General features: G+C 44.7%; 14 protein-coding genes. All 14 read left to right on the forward strand.

Annotation, left to right across the window (positions count from 1 at the left end; all coding sequences use genetic code 11):
• Nucleotides 1-2: 2 nt before the first annotated feature.
• The 14 genes from flgD to fliD all read left to right on the forward strand — a co-directional run bounded on the left by flgD (nt 3) and on the right by fliD (nt 17,834).
• Nucleotides 3-716 (forward strand): flagellar hook assembly protein FlgD, encoded by a 714-nt coding sequence (gene flgD, locus L1D11_RS12235; protein WP_239832351.1) that lies wholly within the window; start codon nt 3-5, stop codon nt 714-716.
• A 49-nt stretch (nt 717-765) separates the two neighbouring features.
• Nucleotides 766-2,070 carry a flagellar hook protein FlgE gene (gene flgE / locus L1D11_RS12240; protein ID WP_239832352.1) on the forward strand — a complete coding sequence of 435 codons (1,305 nt, stop codon included), beginning with the start codon at nt 766-768 and terminating at the stop codon, nt 2,068-2,070.
• 251 nt (nt 2,071-2,321) lie between these two features.
• A complete protein-coding gene (locus L1D11_RS12245; protein WP_004739714.1) occupies nt 2,322-3,071 on the forward strand; it encodes a flagellar basal body rod protein FlgF in 750 nt (249 codons plus the stop codon).
• A gap of 21 nt (nt 3,072-3,092) precedes the next feature.
• The gene (flgG, locus tag L1D11_RS12250; RefSeq protein ID WP_004739713.1) at nt 3,093-3,881 is read left to right on the forward strand and encodes a flagellar basal-body rod protein FlgG; all 789 of its coding nucleotides are present in this window, start codon (nt 3,093-3,095) and stop codon (nt 3,879-3,881) included.
• 89 nt (nt 3,882-3,970) lie between these two features.
• Entirely contained in the window at nt 3,971-4,747 is a 777-nt protein-coding gene (flgH, locus tag L1D11_RS12255) for a flagellar basal body L-ring protein FlgH (RefSeq protein ID WP_102426545.1), read from the forward strand.
• Between the two features lie 94 nt (nt 4,748-4,841).
• Nucleotides 4,842-5,933, forward strand: a complete 1,092-nt coding sequence (locus L1D11_RS12260; protein ID WP_017085296.1) for a flagellar basal body P-ring protein FlgI — start codon at nt 4,842-4,844, stop codon at nt 5,931-5,933.
• A gap of 10 nt (nt 5,934-5,943) precedes the next feature.
• Entirely contained in the window at nt 5,944-6,861 is a 918-nt protein-coding gene (flgJ, locus tag L1D11_RS12265; RefSeq protein WP_239832353.1) for a flagellar assembly peptidoglycan hydrolase FlgJ, read from the forward strand.
• A gap of 209 nt (nt 6,862-7,070) precedes the next feature.
• The gene (gene flgK / locus L1D11_RS12270) at nt 7,071-8,951 is read left to right on the forward strand and encodes a flagellar hook-associated protein FlgK (protein ID WP_239832354.1); all 1,881 of its coding nucleotides are present in this window, start codon (nt 7,071-7,073) and stop codon (nt 8,949-8,951) included.
• 9 nt (nt 8,952-8,960) lie between these two features.
• Nucleotides 8,961-10,151, forward strand: coding sequence for a flagellar hook-associated protein FlgL (gene flgL / locus L1D11_RS12275; protein ID WP_239862552.1), 1,191 nt, complete (start codon nt 8,961-8,963; stop codon nt 10,149-10,151).
• Between the two features lie 423 nt (nt 10,152-10,574).
• Nucleotides 10,575-11,711, forward strand: coding sequence for a flagellin (locus tag L1D11_RS12280; RefSeq protein WP_076651682.1), 1,137 nt, complete (start codon nt 10,575-10,577; stop codon nt 11,709-11,711).
• A gap of 646 nt (nt 11,712-12,357) precedes the next feature.
• Entirely contained in the window at nt 12,358-13,491 is a 1,134-nt protein-coding gene (locus L1D11_RS12285; RefSeq protein WP_239831873.1) for a flagellin, read from the forward strand.
• 656 nt (nt 13,492-14,147) lie between these two features.
• Entirely contained in the window at nt 14,148-15,278 is a 1,131-nt protein-coding gene (locus L1D11_RS12290) for a flagellin (RefSeq protein WP_061033702.1), read from the forward strand.
• A gap of 80 nt (nt 15,279-15,358) precedes the next feature.
• Complete coding sequence (flaG, locus tag L1D11_RS12295; RefSeq protein WP_239831872.1) at nt 15,359-15,784, forward strand: flagellar protein FlaG; 426 nt, start codon at nt 15,359-15,361, stop codon at nt 15,782-15,784.
• Nucleotides 15,785-15,806: 22 nt separating this feature from the next.
• Nucleotides 15,807-17,834: a flagellar filament capping protein FliD gene (fliD, locus tag L1D11_RS12300; RefSeq protein WP_239831871.1), complete on the forward strand. Its 2,028-nt coding sequence runs from the start codon at nt 15,807-15,809 to the stop codon at nt 17,832-17,834.
• The last annotated feature ends 3 nt before the right edge of the window (nt 17,835-17,837 follow it).

The following is a 17,837-nucleotide window of genomic DNA, read 5'->3' on the forward strand; positions in this document are numbered from 1 at the left end:
ACATGGCTGGAATCAACAACAATGTTGGTCAAAGCGGCTTGTCCTATGTTGACCAGCTGAAGAGTCTTCAAGATGGCGCTAAGAAGCCCGACGAAACAACAGGTAAGCAGGATCTTAAACAAGAAGACTTCTTATCTTTGTTGACTAAGCAACTAGCACAACAAGACCCTTTCAAGCCGGTTAGCAATGACCAGATGATTGCGCAAATGGCTTCATTTGCGACCGTAGATGGCATTGGCAAAATGAATACACAGTTTGAAAGCTTGAATTCATCAATGACCTCTAACCAAGCACTTCAGGCATCCTCTTTGGTTGGCCGTGATGTATTGGTTCCTGGTGCGGCAGGTGTAAAGCAAGGTGATGGCGGTATGGCGGCTATGGTTAAGCTTCCTCAAGCGATGGACAACGTTATGGTCCGTGTTGAGAACGAAGTGGGCCAGTTAGTTCGCACTTTTGATATCGGCTCTAAACCTGCAGGCGATACACGTGTTGAATGGGACGGCAAAGACGAAGACGGTAACCCATTGCCGGCGGGTAAATACAACGTGAAAGCGTCGGGTTTACTAGATGGCGAGAACACAGAGTTCCAAGTTTCCAGTTATGCGAACGTGAACAGTGTGCTTCTTGGTAAGGGTGATGGCAACGTGCTACTCAATCTGGCTGGTTTCACATCGCCAGTACGACTTGCTGAAGTACTAGAAGTTGGTAAAGCGTAGCTCTTAAGTGAGTGAACATGCTAGCTAGATAGATTAGGAGAATATTGGAATGTCATATGTAGCTTTAAGCGGCCTATCCGCTGCACAATTAGACCTGAATACAACCAGTAACAACATTGCGAACGCAAACACATTTGGCTTTAAAGAGTCTCGTGCTGAATTTGGTGATGTTTACTCAAACTCGTTGTTCACAAATGCAAAAACGACGTCAGGTGGCGGTGCGCAAGCTAGCCAAGTGGCGCAACAGTTCCACGAAGGTTCAAGTATTTATACAAACAACCCAATGGATCTACGCGTAAGTGGTACAGGTTTCTTTGCGGTAGCAAAAGACCGTATGGTGCCGGAGATTAACGAACTAACACGTAATGGTGCATTTCACCTAAACAAAGACAACTACGTGGTTACGGCTAATGATGAGTTTCTTTTAGGTTATGATGTTGATCCAAACTCGGGTGAGGTTCTTTCTTATGCGCCAAAGCCGCTCGACATTCCAGCTGAATTTGGTAAGCCAAAACAGACAGAAAACATTGAAGTAGGGGTTAACCTTCCTGCAAACGGTGACCTTAAAGATCCGGCTGCATTTAACTTCAAAGATGCTGATACCTATAACCGTGCAACGTCTTCGACGGTATACGACTCTATGGGTCAGTCTTACAAGTTAACGACTTACTACCTCAAAGATCAAACCCAACCAAACACTTGGCAGACGTACTACACCATGTCTGATGAGACTGGCGAGAAGCCAATCAACATCACTGGTGGTGATGCAACGAATGCTCAAGGCCATGTTGGTCACACAATGAAGTTCAACAATGACGGTACGTTAGCAAGCCTGAACAGTGGTCAGCCGATTAACTCGGAACCTCTAGGTGCAGGTGCTAATCCTATCGATCTTAATGGTGCCGATCCAACACAAGTGCTTAAGTTTGGTCTAGATTCTTCAACCCAGTTTGCGGCTCCGTTTGAACTGACTAAGTTTGATGAAGATGGTGCGACAACAGGCTTCTTAACAAAAATCGATTTCGATGAGTACGGCAGTGTTCTAGGTACTTACTCAAATGGTGAAAACGTGATGCTTGGTCGTGTAGGCCTAGTACGTGTACCAAACGAGCAGGGTCTAGATAAGAAAGGCGGTACTCAGTGGGATTCTACTAACGACTCGGGTGACAAAATCTGGGGCGAATCGAACAAAGGTTCATTTGGTAGCATCAACAATGGCTCTTTGGAGCAGTCGAACATCGATATGACTCAAGAATTGGTTGATTTGATTTCTGCTCAACGTAACTTCCAAGCGAACTCTCGTTCTCTAGAAGTACACAACCAACTACAACAGAATATTCTTCAGATTCGTTAATCGTTTCTAACGTTTGAATCATCTGCGAATACCCAATTCAATGTTATTGAATTGGGTATTGTTGTTTGGCCTTATATTTGCCGCCTTTATTGCCGCACGGTAATACCACTGGCAACAATTCTTCCTCAATGATCCTTTTATGATCACCTTTCTTGTTTGTTTTCTATTTAAACTTTTGATAAATAACAGCTAAAAATATTGGCACAGTGTTTGCTTTATTATCTCCAGAAGATGATTTTTGGAGCAAAATTATGGATCGCGCACTGTTTCTTGCCATGAGTGGCGCTAAGCAAAATATGCAAGCTTTGCAGCTACGTGCAAACAACCTTGCCAACGTAAGTACAACGGGTTTCCGTGCTGATTTAGCACAAGCGCGTTCAATGCAAGCGTATGGCGAAGGTATGCCTACTCGTGTTTTCAGCATGACAGAGCGTCCGGGACATAATTTTGCGCAGGGTAGTGTTGTTACTACTGGCCGTGATCTCGATGTCACTATCCAAGGTGATGGTTGGATTTCGGTAATGGATAACACTGGCCGTGAAGGCTTAACTCGTAATGGTAACCTAAAGGTTGACCAAAACGGTCTGTTGACCAATGCAAGTGGCCACTTGGTATTGGGCGAAAACGACGCGCCAATCACACTGCCAATCCCAATCAGTAAAGTAGAAATTGGTACAGACGGCACGATCTCAGTCATTCCTCAAGGCGCTCCAGCTGAGGAATTGGAGGTGGTTGATCGTATTAAACTTGTACGCCCAGACAACCAAAGTTTGTTTAAAGATACGAACGGTCTATTCCGTTCGAAAAACCCAGATCAGGCATACGAAGCAGATGCAGCGGTAACGTTGCTAAAAGGTGCGGTCGAAGGCAGTAACGTAAATGCCGTAGGTGAAATGACCAGCCTAATTGACTTACAACGTCAGTTTGAAATGCAGGTCAAGATGATGAGTACAGCAGAGGAAATGGACAAGTCGTCTGATTCACTGCTTCGTATGAGTTAATAGAATTTAAAGGAAATTGCTATGCATCCAGCATTATGGGTAAGTAAAACAGGTTTAGACGCCCAACAAACCAATATTTCAACGATTTCAAACAACCTTGCCAACGCCTCGACGATTGGTTTTAAAAAGAGCCGCGCGGTATTTGAAGATCTGTTCTACCAGAACATCAACCAGCCTGGCGGTCAGTCGTCTCAGAATACTGAGTTGCCAAGTGGTTTGATGCTAGGTGCGGGTTCTAAAGTGGTTGCGACTCAAAAGGTTCACACACACGGTAACGCGCAGACTACATCTAACAGCCTCGACATGATGATCGAAGGCGACGGTTTCTTCCAAGTTGAAATGCCAGATGGTGAAACAGGTTACAGCCGAAATGGTCAATTCACACTGAACGGTGACGGCGCAATCGTGACATCGGGTCAAGGTTACCCGCTACAACCAGAGATCGTTATCCCTGAAGATGCAATCTCGGTGACAGTCGGTAACGACGGTGAAGTATCGGTTCGTCTCCGTGGTGAGCAGAACAACGTTGTTGTAGGCCAAATCACTATCACTGACTTTGTAAACCCAGGCGGTTTAGAACCAGTAGGTCAAAACCTTTACTTGCCGACAGGTGCGAGTGGCGACCCACAAGAAGGAGTTCCTGGCTTTGATGGCCTAGGCAACATCCGCCAATCGATGTTAGAAACATCGAACGTAAACGTAACCGAAGAGCTTGTAAATATGATCGAAGCTCAACGTGTTTACGAAATGAACTCGAAAGTAATCTCGTCGGTAGACAAGATGATGAGCTTTGTTAACCAACAGCTGTAATCGGTTTATTCGCCGCTTACTTGTTTCGTATTAATCGACGTGTTCGTCACGGCCTACTAATTACCACGACTTGCTGAGAGTATATCGCCATGAAACGTATTTTTTGTTTAGCCCTGTTTTTATCTATGAGCGGTTGTTCTGTGCTGGATCCAATCGAGACGCCAGCAGAAGAGAACGCGACCACAGTGGTTGATGCGGTAGAAGGTGATAAATCGGCTCAAGAAAGTTCAGGCATTGTTGATACGCTTCGCGGTCGAACGGATCCTATCGCAGGTGATCCTGCATGGGCGCCAATCAACCCAAAACAGAAACCAGAACATTACGCAGCGGCAACCGGTTCACTATTCAACGTAAACCATATTGGTAGCATGTACGATGACTCAAAGCCTCGCGGTATTGGTGACATCATTACCGTAGCGCTAGATGAAAATACTCGTGCGACGAAAAAAGCCAATGCAGATATGTCTAAGTCGAATGACTCGTCAATGGAGCCATTGGCTGTTGGCGGTCAAGAGTTAACGATAGACAAGTACAACTTCTCGTATGACCTAAGCAATACCAATACTTTCGCAGGTGACGCGTCTGCTAATCAGAGCAACAGCATCAGTGGTTACATTACTGTGGAAGTGATTGAAGTGCTCGCTAACGGCAACCTAGTGGTGCGTGGTGAAAAATGGATGACATTGAACACGGGTGATGAGTACATCCGCTTAAGTGGCACCATCCGTCCAGACGATATTGATTTCGATAATACCATCGCTTCAAACCGTGTTTCTAATGCACGAATCCAGTATTCAGGTACCGGAGTGCAACAAGATATGCAAGAGCCTGGATTCTTGGCACGATTCTTTAATGTATCTCTGTAGAGCTTGAGAAGACGTCGACATACTGACAGCCCGCGTTACTCAACAATATTTCGCTAAGCTATTATTAATTAAAGCAATACAGACAGGTTACTCAATGAAAAAACTGACACTCGTACTATTCGGCATGCTATTTCTTGCCACCAGTGCCCATGCTGCGCGTATTAAAGACGTGGCAAAAGTGGCGGGTGTTCGTAGTAACCAACTTGTCGGTTATGGTTTGGTCACAGGTTTGCCGGGTACCGGTGAGACAACTCCCTTTACCGATCAAACGTTTAACGCGATGCTGCAAAATTTTGGCATTCAATTGCCGCCCGGCACTAAGCCAAAAACTAAAAACGTAGCGGCCGTTATTGTGACTGCTGAACTGCCAGCTTTCTCTAAGCAAGGTCAGGAAGTTGACGTAACCGTATCTTCTATCGGTTCGGCAAAAAGCCTACGTGGTGGCACGCTACTACAAACCTTTCTAAAAGGTCTTGATGGTCAGGTGTATGCCGTAGCGCAAGGTAACTTGGTAGTAAGTGGCTTTAGCGCTCAAGGTAACGACGGTTCTAAGATTGTCGGTAACAACCCTAACGTTGGCATCATCTCTAGCGGTGCAACGGTCGAACAAGAGATCCCAACGCCATTCGGCCGTGGTGACTACATCACCTTCAACCTAATCCAATCAGATTTCACAACGGCTCAGCGTTTGGCTGATGCGGTTAACAACTTCTTAGGCCCACAAATGGCGTCTGCGGTAGACGCGACTTCAGTAAAAGTTCGTGCACCTCGAGAAATCAGCCAACGTGTCGCGTTCTTATCCGCTATCGAAAACATCGAATTCGACCCTGCTGAAGGCTCAGCGAAAATCATCGTTAACTCTCGCACCGGTACGATTGTGGTTGGTAAGCATGTGCGCTTAAAAGCGGCGGCGGTAACGCACGGTGGTATGACAGTTGCAATTAAAGAAAATCTCAACGTGAGCCAGCCGAATGCATTCTCTGGTGGTCAAACGGTAGTGGTTCCTGATTCTGATATCGAAATCACGGAAGGCGATGGCAAAATGTTCAAATTTGAACCGGGCCTAACGCTGGATGATTTGGTCCGTGCAGTCAACGAAGTCGGCGCAGCGCCTTCTGATCTAATGGCAATCCTTCAAGCACTGAAACAAGCGGGTGCAATTGAAGGCCAGTTGATTATTATCTAAGGAATAGAGCATGATTAAGAATAATAACGATATCGGCTTTATTCACGACATCGGTAGCCTCGACCGCCTTCGTCAACAAGCGGTAAACGGTGAAGAGGGCAGCGAAAAAGAAGCGCTCACCGCTGCGGCTAAACAGTTTGAATCGATTTTTACCTCAATGTTGTTTAAATCGATGCGCGATGCGAACTCAAGCTTCAAGTCGGACATGTTGAACAGCCAGAACGAACAGTTCTATCGTCAGATGCAAGATGACCAAATGGCGAGTGAGTTGAGTGCTTCAGGTTCGTTAGGTCTTGCGGATATGATTGTGGCACAGTTAAGCGCGGGTCAAGCAAGCGATGCGACGGAAGATAAGGTTCGTAGTGAAGGCTTTGATACTTCATTACAAAGACCTCAATTCTCAGGTCGCTCAGAAGAGAGAGCATCTGAAGTTAAATCAGCGTCACAGGTTAAACAACCCGTCTCTTTCGATTCTCCAGAGTCGTTTGTAACCTCTATGAAGCCTTACGCAGAAAAAGCAGCGAGCGCGCTTGGTGTAGATTCATCTCTACTATTGGCACAAGCGGCACTGGAAACAGGCTGGGGCTCTAAGATGATTAAGAACTCTCTGGGCAACAGTAATAACCTGTTCAACATCAAAGCCGACAGAAGCTGGAAAGGCGATAAAGTGGCGACTCAAACACTCGAGTTCCATGGTAAAACTGCCGTTAAAGAATCTGCTTCTTTCCGTTCGTACTCGAGTTTTGAGGACAGCTTCAACGATTATGTGAAGTTCTTGAACGAAAATCCAAGGTACGAAACGGCGCTACAGCACCAAGGTAATTCAGAGAATTTCATCAAAGGTATCCACCAAGCGGGTTATGCAACTGACCCTAACTATGCAGACAAGGTTTTGCGAGTGAAAGCCAAGATTGACGAGATGAACTAGCGTTATTGAATGTATACGGGAGCTTGCCATTGGCAGGCTCTTTTCTTATCTATCACCTCAAATTTTGCTGCGAAATCTGTAGTTATCTCCTTACACTTCAATAAATTATTGTCTTTTAGCTATCCACTTCCTCTATTGGCACATATATTGCTTTTTAAACGAGTAGTTAATCAGTTTATCCTGATTTGGTTAAGTTTTTTGGGGGCATTATGGCGTCGGATCTTCTGAATGTAGGGGCACAAAGTGTTCTTACTGCTCAGAGACAGCTAAACACCACAGGTCATAACATTTCTAACGCCAATACAGAGGGCTATAGCCGCCAATCTGTGATTCAAGGTGTTAATGACCCGCGCCAGTACGGTGGTCAAACCTACGGCATGGGTGTGCATGTGGAAAATGTTCGCCGCTCTTGGGACCAATTTGCCGTCAATGAACTTAACCTATCGACAACCAATGCCGCCAACAAAGGCGACACTCAAGGCAACTTGGATATGCTGTCGAACATGTTGTCTTCGGTGGCTTCGAAGAAGGTTCCAGAAAACCTAAATGAATGGTTTGACTCGGTTAAAACCTTAGCCGATACACCGAATGACGTTGGTGCACGAAAAGTCGTAATAGAGAAGGCTGGGTTACTGAGTAAAACGTTGAATGAATTTCATGAAACGGTTCGTCAACAGTCTGATTCTACGAATAAAAAATTAGATATGGGTATCGAGCGAGTAAACCAACTCGCGATCGAGATCCGTGACGTACAACGCTTAATGATGCGAACTCCTGGGCCACATAACGACCTTCGAGATCAGCACGAAAAGCTGATCAATGAGCTGTCTGGTTACACCAAAGTCACGGTAACGCCGCGCTCGAATGCCGAAGGATTTAACGTTCATATCGGCAATGGTCACACTTTGGTCTCAGGTAGTGAAGCAAGCCAACTGAAAATGGTTGATGGCTTGCCCGATGCACATCAGCGTCGTTTGGCGATTGTTGAAGGGAAATCCTTAAAGCCAATCACTAGCAGTGATATCGATGGAAAAATCGGTGCCATGCTCGATATGCGAGACGAACACATCCCTGACATCATGGATGAGCTTGGACGTTTGGCGACGGCGTTCTCGTACAAGGTAAATAGTCTTCAAGAGCAAGGCTTAGATCTCAACGGCAACGTGGGTAAGAATTTGTTTACCGATGTGAACTCTGAGCTGGTGGCAAAATCTCGTGTGACGGCAAGTGGGCAATCCAAAGCGGATGTAGCTGTGTTTATTGATGATACTGCTGCCTTAAAAGGTGGAGAGTACGGTCTTAAATACGATGGTAGTGATTACGTGGTGACCAAGCCAACTGGCGAAACGGTCAAAGTGAGTACCGATTCAAGCGGCAACGCGTTTTATCTTGATGGTATGCGCGTCGAAATTCGTAATCCGCCTGAACTTGGTGAAAAGCTGTTACTGCGTCCAACGCGTAATTTTGCCGCGCAGATTCATATGGCAACCACAGATCCAAAAGACATTGCCGCACAAAGTTATGAGGCATCGACCACCTTTGCTAAAGGCACTGCGGGGTTCAAAATTTTAGCGGCTGGCCAATTACGTGAGTTCGAAGTGGTTGTATCGCCAAAGGGTGAGCAATTTGCCGTGACGGATCCAAAGGGCAACATTTTAATGCAGCCGCAACCGTATCCACCTGAAGGACCAGTGACTATTAATGGCACGACCTTTGAGTTAACAACTGGCGCGGTGGCGAACGATAAATTTACGGCAAACCTTGTCCCATCAGAAGGTGACAATGGCAACTTACGTAAGCTACAAGACCTCCAAACAGAAAAAGTTTTGAACGATGGTGAATCTACGATTTTAGATATTTACAATAACCTAAATACCAATACAGGCTTGAAGTCTTCAACGGCAAATCGTTTGAGCGATATCGCGAGATTAGAGAAAGAGTCAGCTCAAGAGCGTATCGCTTCGATCTCGGGGGTTAACCTCGATGAAGAAGCGGCAAATATGATGAAATTTCAGCAAGCGTACATGGCATCTTCACGCATCATGCAAGCCGCCAATGATACGTTTAACACTATTTTGGCTTTGAGGTAGGAAGGATAAATGTTGAATCGTATTTCTAGCTTCCACAATTATCAGTCAGTACAAAATGACTTGCGCCGCCAAGAGAACAAGGTGCATCACAACCAAGCGCAGCTCGCTTCTGGTAAGAAGTTGCAGTCGCCGAGTGATGACCCATTGGCAACGCACTATTTACAGAATATTGGTCAGCAGTCAGAGCAGCTTAAACAGTATGTAGATGCGATTACTTTAGTAAGAAACCGTCTTGAACATCACGAGGTATTGGTCTCCAACACTGAAGGCTTTGCTGATGAAGCAAAACGAACCGTGATGGAAATGATCAACGGTGCACTTTCTCCAGAAGACCGCTTAGCTAAGAAGCGTGAAATTCAAGAACTGGCGAATAACTTCTTGCACTTGGCCAACTCTCAAGATGAGTCGGGTAACTACACATTTGCAGGCACTAAGCCGAAAAATCAGCCTTTCTTTCGAGATAACGAAGGAAATGTGACGTATCAAGGTGATGACTATCAACGCAAGATGCGTGTAGCAAGCAGCTTCGAAATGGCAATGAATGACCCGGGCAGCAAGATGTTTATGGAAATAGATAATCCGTTCGGTGACTACGAACCTCAATACGAGCTTGAACCTGCGTCTGAGCTATTGCTCGGACGTGCGACCAACAGCGATGAAGATGGGTCTACTTATAAAGTGACTTTCGTCGATATGCAGACAGGTAAATTTGCTTATCAACTTGAAAAAGATGGCTCGGTGGTTGCCGCTGAAGATTTTGACCCTTCAACTGGCATTGTTTATGAAGGGCTAAATATTCAAATTAAAGGCCAAATTACTAAGGGTGACTCCATCACCTTAGAGCCGAGAGATACATTCTCTATCTTTGATACGTTCAAAGAAGCCGCAGAACAGGCAGAAAACCCGGTGTCGGATGCATCAGCAACGGCGAAATTGCACCAAGTGACAGAAGAGTTCCATGCTGCGTTCATTCACTTGACTAAGGCGAGAACCGATGTGGGTGCACGCTTGAGTACATTGGATATTCAAGAGCAGCAACATGAAGATTTTAAGTTGTCTTTGGCGAAAGCAAAAAGCAACTTTGAAGACTTGGATTATTCGAAAGCCATCATTGAATTCAATGAAAACTCTCGAGCACTCCAAGCTTCACAACAAGCGTTTGGCAAAACAAAAGACCTAACCTTGTTTAACTATATTTAATGATCAATCGGTATTTGGTGGTGAACTGCTAAATACCACGGAGTCGATTCTTTGCCTTATGTGCTATGCCATACGGCGAATGACTTCAATGCTTGCCGCTTTTTTGTACGAAACATTTTGTTTTTCAAGATAGCGGCAAAAAACGGCAATCAGGAGGGTATACGTTGTTCCACCCTCAAAGAGCAAACAATTACAATCGCGTTTAATTTTTTGTAAGTTTTTGATTTTTAATTAATTAATTAAAAAATTACTTATAAAAAATTAAACTTGGCATACAACTTGTATCTGTGTTGGTTATAAATGATTAATACAGATCTTAAACCCTGAATAGGGTTTATCGAGTAATACACGGTCAGTGCTTATCCATATGAGAGTAAAGCTGGCCGCTTCGCAGAAAGTTTGCGAACTCATAAGGAGAGCAAAATGGCTATCAATGTAAGCACTAACGTATCTGCTATGACAGCACAACGTTACCTGAATAAAGCGTCGAATGACTTAGCGACTTCTATGGAGCGTTTGTCATCTGGTCACAAAATCAACAGCGCGAAAGACGATGCTGCGGGTCTGCAAATCTCGAACCGCTTAACAGCACAATCTCGTGGTCTTGATGTGGCAATGCGTAATGCCAACGACGGTATTTCGATTGCTCAAACCGCTGAAGGTGCGATGAACGAATCAACCAACGTACTACAACGTATGCGTGATCTAGCGATTCAATCATCAAATGGCACTAACTCTCCAGCAGAGCGTACAGCACTGAATGAAGAGTCAATGGCACTTCAAGATGAGCTTAACCGTATCGCGGAAACAACCTCTTTTGGTGGCCGTCGTCTATTGAACGGTTCATTTGGTGAAGCGTCGTTCCAGATTGGTTCTAACTCTGGTGAAGCGATGATCATGGCGTTGACTAGCATTCGTGCAGATGATTTCCGCATGGGTGGTACTACGTTTGATTCAGAAAACGCGAAAGATAAAGATTGGCAAGTGCCGCCAACCGCAAGCGATCTTAAGTTTGAATTTAAGACTAAAGCGGGCGAAGACATCATTCTAGATATCAACACCAAAGCGGGTGACGATATTGAAGAACTGGCGACTTACATTAATGGTCAATCTGATCTAGTGAACGCATCGGTTACCGATGAAGGCCGTTTACAGCTATTCGTTGCTGAACCTGATCTTGAGGGTTCAATGTCTATCTCTGGTGGACTAGCATCTGAGCTAGGTATTAAGAGTGAAGGGCGTGCTACATCAGTTCAAGATATCAGCCTAACAAGCGTTGCAGGCTCACAGAACGCAATCAGTGTGATTGATTCTGCAATGAAGTACGTAGATTCACAGCGTGCTGATTTGGGTGCGAAACAAAACCGTCTAAGCCACAGTATTAATAACTTGGCAAACGTACAAGAGAACGTAGACGCTTCTAACAGCCGAATCAAAGATACGGACTTTGCGAAAGAGACGACGCAAATGACCAAGTCACAAATTCTGCAACAAGCAGGTACTTCGATACTTGCTCAAGCAAAACAGTTGCCTAACTCTGCAATGACATTGTTGCAATAGTTATTGGTTGAACTTGCTGCTCGTGTTCAGACGTGAGCCATGCAGCAAGGGAAACTGGCAAGCATACTTACTATTGAGTGTTTAGCTCTCTCATCTCTCACCTGCTATCCATTTTTACGGTAAGAATGCAACGGCAAGTCGGAAATGTGTTCATTTCTCGATGATCTCCACACAGGCTCTGACGCGCCAACTAGCCCCGGTTCTCTCAAAGGAAAAGGGGCTTTTTCCTTTCAGTATTTCTTGTTTTTGCTATTTATTTTCCTGTGAATTTTCTCGCTCTACCTTTCTCAAATGTTTATTTAACTATTCTTCTTCATGACAAATAATTTCACCTATGACACAAGATCAGCCTAACCCAGAGATCTTTGGCGATTGATCATTTCTCCATGTTGAGCAATTTAGACGGCGATTCGTACGTTTTCAAACAGGTTAAGATCTTTTCTCAGTTGAAATCTATCGCTGCATTAGAAAATGATGAAAATTAAGTGACTGATAAATATAAAATTAATATTTTTTTGTGGTTTTTTAAAAGTTTTTCTAAAGCTTATGAATTTTGAGCCGTTATTAAAAGTAACTTTGAGAGAACTACTTGGTTTTCCGAGACGTCGGAAACCGCTATACCGGAAAATCAATTGGAGAAATCACCATGGCAGTGAATGTAAATACAAACGTTTCAGCGATGACAGCGCAACGTTACCTAAACAATGCAAACAGCGCACAACAAACATCAATGGAGCGTCTAGCTTCAGGTTCTAAAATCAACAGCGCAAAAGATGACGCTGCGGGCCTACAAATCTCGAACCGTTTGAACGTTCAGAGCCGCGGCCTTGATGTTGCAGTACGTAACGCGAACGACGGTATCTCGATTGCACAAACTGCTGAAGGTGCAATGAACGAGACGACTAACATCCTGCAACGTATGCGTGATTTGTCTCTACAATCTTCAAACGGCTCAAACTCAAAATCTGAGCGTGTAGCGATTCAAGAAGAAGTAACAGCTCTAAACGACGAACTAAATCGTATCGCGGAAACGACGTCTTTTGGTGGTAACAAGCTGCTTAACGGTACTCACGGTACTAAATCATTCCAAATCGGTGCGGATAACGGTGAAGCGGTAATGCTTCAACTGAAAGACATGCGCTCTGATAATGCTCAGATGGGTGGTAAGAGCTACCAAACTGAGAACGCAAAAGACAAAGACTGGAACGTTCAAGCGGGTTCTAACGACCTAAAATTGTCGTTCACTGATAACTTCGGTCAAGCACAAGAAATCGACATCAACGCAAAAGTGGGTGACGATATCGAAGAGCTAGCAACGTACATCAACGGTCAACAAGACTCTGTGAAAGCGTCTGTAACTGAAGATGGTAAGCTACAAATGTTTACTGGTAACAACAAAGTTGAAGGCGAAGTGGCATTCTCTGGCAGCCTTGCAGGCGAACTAGGCATGCAACCTGGCAAAGACGTAACGGTTGATACTATCGACGTAACGTCTGTGGGTGGCGCACAAGAGTCTGTAGCAGTAATCGATGCGGCACTTAAGTATGTAGACAGCCACCGTGCTGAGCTAGGTGCTTTCCAAAACCGTTTCGACCACGCTATCAGCAACTTAGACAACATTAACGAGAACGTTAACGCATCTAAGAGCCGTATTAAAGATACCGATTTCGCGAAAGAAACGACTCAGATGACTAAGTCTCAGATTCTTTCTCAAGCTTCAAGCTCGATTCTTGCTCAAGCGAAGCAAGCGCCGAACTCGGCACTTAGCCTACTAGGTTAATCGATTGAAAGGCTACGTTGACTATACTCATAAGCGTTAACGATAGGCTTCCACAAATTAGCTCGTGGTGAGAGATGAGCGCTAAACAGACCCAGCTTCGGCTGGGTTTTTTATTGCCTGTTATTTAGTAAGCGAAGGACTTGGGAAATAGTAGAGTTGATGATCAGGAGCAAAAGCAAAAGCGAGATTCCCTATCACGCTCGTCCCTGGCTGTAGGGAATGACGGGAATAGGGTTCTCGCTTTTATAGAAAGAGGTTTCGTAGCTTTTGCTGACTGCAGTCAGAAATGAAGAGCTATCTGTAAGTCGGTGAGGTAATCAACCGTCATTCCAGAATCGAGCAGAACGAGACATCAGGGATTTGTTTTGTCTTTTATGTGCAAAATGATACTTATAAATAAATGAAGATAGGAAACTTTAGCGCATATCGGTCAATTAATTAAATGGTGATCACACTTTTCTTTGTTATTGAAAATAATGCGAAAAAAAACACATTTTTTATTAAAGCTTCTAATTAAGGCGCCGTTAAAGGGATTGAGAGAAATGATATGTACCAATGTAAGGTGAGAGAGACAGTGGTGCGTAAACAAATTGATATGTATTTGTGTGAGGTGAGAGTCACATGGGTGCATAAAAAATGCCTAAAGGAGATCAACTATGGCGATTAATGTAAGCACTAACGTGTCTGCAATGACGGCTCAGCGTTACCTAAATAACGCGGCTGAAGGTACTCAAAAATCAATGGAGCGTTTGTCTTCTGGCTATAAAATCAATAGCGCAAAAGATGATGCTGCAGGCTTACAAATCTCTAACCGCTTAACGTCACAAAGCCGCGGCCTAGATATGGCTGTGAAAAACGCGAATGACGGTATCTCTATTGCACAAACAGCTGAAGGTGCGATGAATGAGTCAACCAACATTCTGCAACGTATGCGTGACCTTTCTCTTCAATCTGCAAACGGTTCAAACAGCAAGTCTGAGCGTGTTGCTATCCAAGAAGAAGTATCTGCTCTAAACACAGAACTTAACCGTATCGCTGAAACAACCTCTTTTGGTGGTAACAAGCTTCTTAACGGTACTTACGGTAGCCAATCTTTCCAAATCGGTGCTGACTCAGGTGAAGCGGTAATGCTTTCTATGAGCAACATGCGTACTGACACTCAAGACATGGGTGGTAAGAGCTACGGTGTTACTGAAGGTAAAGATGCATCTTGGCGTGTAGGTGCTGGTGCTGACCTGACAATCAAATACAACGATAAGTTCGGTGAAGCTCAAGAGCTATCTATCTCAGCTAAAGAAGGCAACGATATCGAAGAACTAGCAACTTACATCAACGGTCAAAGCCAAGACGTTAAAGCGTCTGTAGGTGAAGGCGGTAAACTACAACTTTTCGCTTCTAGCCAAAAAGTTGAAGGTGATGTTGAGTTTGGTGGTAGCCTTGCAAGTGAGCTAGGTATTGGCGCAGGTAAAGATGTAACCGTAAACGACATCGACGTAACATCAGTTGCGGGCGCAAACGAAGCGGTATCTATTATCGATGGCGCTCTAAAATCTGTAGATAGCCAACGTGCGTCTCTTGGTGCTTTTCAAAACCGTTTTGACCACGCAATCAGCAACTTAGAAAACATCAACGAAAACGTTAATGCTTCTAAGAGCCGTATCAAAGATACCGATTACGCGAAAGAAACAACGGCAATGACGAAGTCTCAAATCCTACAACAGGCGAGTACTTCTATCTTAGCTCAAGCAAAACAATCACCATCAGCAGCTCTAAGCTTATTGGGCTAAACTTACCTCGGTAAGTAGCGGTAAACTCCGCTTTACGTGGAGTTTTATCGTTGGCTCATGAAGGAGGGAGGGAGAGTGTTATGGAAATACCATCCAACGCATCGAACATCCAGCCTTATGGCTCACCTAATGGCATTAAAATTGCATGCGATGAAGGTAGTAGTGCGTCGAGTATTTCACGACTTAAAGAAGCAACCTCTTATGGCAAGGTAGAGAAATCGAAAGAAGAAGCTACCGAAGCTGCGATTCAATTAGCTCAAGAGAGAAAAGAGTTAAATGATGAAGAGCGAGTCAAGATGGTGGAGAAGGTAAACGAGTTTATCTCCTCTCTCAATAAGGGCGTTGCCTTTAAGGTCGATGAAGAATCGGGAAGGGATGTGGTGACTATTTATGAAACCACAACCGGCGATATTATTCGCCAAATACCCGATGAAGAAATGCTTGAAATTCTCAGACGCCTAGCAGTCCAAAACTCGAATAGTAGAATATTTGAGGTGAAGGTCTAAGTCGTATTATTGAGGTGGTTTAATGAGTTTTGGCCCAATGGGGATTTCGTCTGGCATGGATATCAATTCCATGGTAAGCAAAATTGTGGATTCGGAGCGTGTACCTAAACAGCAACGAATCAACAATGAAAGAGCGCGAATCGATACCAGCATTAGTGCCTATGGAAGACTCAGAGAATCTCTCGATTCGATGAAAAACCTGATGACAAATTTTCGTCAGGAAAAAGCTTTCGCTGTACGTACAGTTGAAAGTACTGATGAAGGTCTTGTTTCTGCAACCGCGACTACTGAAGCGATCGCTGGCAAATATGCCATCGATGTGTTGCAGCTTGCCCAAAGCCATAAAGTAGCGTCAGATGTTCTGTCTGATGACATGAAATTTGGCCCAGGTAAGCTGCAGGTTTCGCTTGGTGATGATAGCTTTTACGTACAAGTAGGTGACAGATCAAAGCTAATCGATGTTGTTCGTAGCATAAACGGTGCAGATAGAAACCCAGGTGTTCGTGCATCCATTATTAATGATACCGAAGGCCCTCGACTTATTATCGCCTCCAACAAATCTGGCGCAGACCAACAGATCAGCATCAATGTAGAATCTGATGCGTCAAATCCTCTAAAAAAACTCGAATACAAAACCCTTGAAGAACGTGTTGAAGCGCTAGAGAAAGCTCGACTTGCCGCTCAAGACGTACTTGGTCTTACACCTGCTGGAAAGGCCGTTGATCTTATTGATGAGGCTATCTCTGATGATGATACGAAAGCCGATGAAGCTGTCGACGAAGACGGCAATATCATTCCAGGTTCTCAAGCGGATTCAACGTCTTCTGCAGAAGATGGCTCTCAAAGCCTTAGCTTTGGTGAACAAGCCGCTGCAGATGGCCAAGCTGCCTTAGACGCCGCTCAAGCGGCAAAATCTGTCATGCCTGAAGACAATATCCCAGGTTGGACGGAAACCGCTTCTGGCACGCTTTTAGATTCTTATTACACACCAGAGCTTGAGCTTGACGAAAAAGCGATTGAGAAGGCGCCTGATGTCCCTGGTTGGTCGAATACGGCCTCTGGTACCTTGACTGATTCATACGTGACACCGAAAGAAGCCCAGCAAAAGCTAGAGGCAGAGCAAGCACGTATCGAAGAGAAGATCGCTCAAGAAAAAGCAGATCTGGCCAAGAAAGTAGAAAACGGTGAATTGACCGCAGAGCAAGCCAAAAATATCGAGCGTGCCAAATTAGAGCCTGAAGAGCGAGAGCGCTTAGAGAAAGTCGACAAGGCACAAGCTGATTTGGTGCTTGCTCAGCAATCTTTTGATAGTTATAGCGGCATGACCGAAGTTCAAGCTGGCCAAGACTCGATGGTCGTTCTGGACGGTGTCGCTCAGCTCTCGAGTAACAACAATGTGATTGAAGATGCCGTTGAAGGCATTGATATTACGGTGAAAGGAAAGACGCCAAAAGATAAGCCACCTGCAGAAATTGGTGTTGAGTACGACCGTAATAGTGTTCGTCAAGACATTGAAGCCTTTGTGAATTCCTACAACCAGTTTTACCAAGTGTCTAAAAACTTGGCGGGTGTCGATCCTACGACCGGACAAAAAGGCCCACTTTCTGGTGACAGTACGGTTCGCAACGCTGACTCACGATTGAAAGGGGTATTCTCTTCAAGTATCGAAGGGGCACCTGAAAACCTTAAGTCTTTAACTGAGTTTGGTATCACGACCACCAGACAAGGCTCGTTAGAGATCAACTACGACATGTTGGACCGACAGCTAAACAATAACTTTGATAAGCTGGGCGAGTTCTTTGGCGGCAATAATGGCTTTGCTAAAAAGGTCGAAGATGCGATTCAGGGTATCACTGGTATTACCGGCTCAATCCGTACTCGAGAAAAGAGTCTGGTTGAACAAAACTACCGTTTAGCAGACGACCAAAACGCATTAGACCGCCGTATGGACAGTCTTGAAAGTCGTACTCACTCTAAGTTCACCGCCATGCAAGATGCAACCAGTAAGATGCAGTCTCAGCTTGGCAGCATGATGAATGCGTTGGGTTAATAG

This window comes from Vibrio sp. Isolate32 (assembly GCF_022397955.1).
Taxonomy (GTDB): Bacteria; Pseudomonadota; Gammaproteobacteria; order Enterobacterales; family Vibrionaceae; genus Vibrio.